This is a genomic window from Pseudomonas auratipiscis (assembly GCF_036324085.1).
Lineage (GTDB): Bacteria > Pseudomonadota > Gammaproteobacteria > Pseudomonadales > Pseudomonadaceae > Aquipseudomonas > Aquipseudomonas auratipiscis.
The window spans coordinates 1-1,197 of the sequence record NZ_JAZDCU010000047.1 but is presented as its reverse complement, the minus strand read 5'-3'; the positions used below and the strand labels follow the sequence as shown (position 1 = coordinate 1,197).

The 1,197-nt window shown below is 57.2% G+C and carries 2 protein-coding genes; both read right to left on the bottom strand.

The genetic code is table 11. The annotated features are described in order from the left end of the window. Positions 1-350: immunoglobulin-like domain-containing protein (locus V0R60_RS26790; protein ID WP_330143370.1), on the bottom strand; the 350-nt coding region annotated here is incomplete at its 3' end. Positions 351-394: 44 nt separating this feature from the next. After that, the gene (locus tag V0R60_RS26785; protein ID WP_330143369.1) at positions 395-1,048 is read right to left on the bottom strand and encodes an immunoglobulin-like domain-containing protein; all 654 of its coding nucleotides are present in this window, start codon (positions 1,046-1,048) and stop codon (positions 395-397) included. Positions 1,049-1,197: the final 149 nt, after the last annotated feature.

Below are 1,197 nucleotides of genomic sequence, written 5' to 3'. Positions count from 1 at the left end.
ACAAACTCCACCGTACCGGTGCTTTGACCCACTGGAATGGTGATGTGCTGACCGTTGGCCAGGTTAATGACCAGGTCCGAGCCGGTGACCGGCGCGCTAACGGTAGCGGTGTAAGTAATCACGCCGCCTTCACCGATAGTGCCGACGTCTGCCGTCAGTTCTACGGTCGAAGTGTCGGTGGTGTCTTTGACTTCGGTAACAGCTGGGGTTTCGTCTACCGCCAGTTTCTCGAAATCGCCACCGGTGGTGCTTTCGATCGAGGCTTCAACGGTGCCCGCATCTGCAGCTCCAGCCGCCCATACCGTGTTCGGCATCGATTGCAGGGTGAACCGCAATTCTCCAGCCGCCATGATTTGATCGTGCCGCACATATGCGTGAGTCACGGGCACGCCATTCAGGCTGACGGATGCGACATAAAGGCCGCGTGCATCCCACAGGATTTTCCAGCCAGTTTGTTCATTGATCCATCCCCCCGAGGAACAACGCGCGATAGTGTCAACACAGCAAACACGGGAACACAGCAAGCCACGCGCTCACTCTTTGTAAGTGTCACTGTACGGACAGTGTATTCAACGGTGCCGGTGCTCTGGCCAACCGGAATGGTGATGTGCTGACCGTTGGCCAGGTTGATAACCAGGTCGGAGCCGGTGACCGGCGCGCTGACAGTCGCGGTGTAAGTGATCACGCCGCCTTCACCAATGGTGCCGACATCTGCGGTCAGCTCCACGGTCGAAGTGTCGGTGGTGTCTTTGACTTCAGTAACAGCTGGGGTCTCGTCTACCGCCAGTTTCTCGAAATCACCACCGGTGGTGCTTTCGATCGAGGCTTCCACGGTGCCCGCGTCGATGTAGACGTCATCTTTCGGCGCATCGAAATCCACCGCCGAACCGATACTGTAAATACCAATGTCGACAAACACGTCGTTCTTGCGCCATATCGTATTGAGTACATCTGCGGGATTTTCGCCGGTAGGGATGGGCAAAGGCGCCAAGTAATCGTTACGCGAGAACAGCCGCTTTTTAGTAGTGCCTGCGGGTGGTGTACTCATGTTTGTTCCGTGTGTTGCGTCTGCGCGAGCAATTCGGCCTCACGCTTGGCGATGGCAGCTTCCAACTCGGGAGAACGCTTGGCCCATTGTTCGGGCGGCAGGGGTTTGGACCATTCGATAATGGCGGGGTAGTCCAGGCTTGGAGGCGG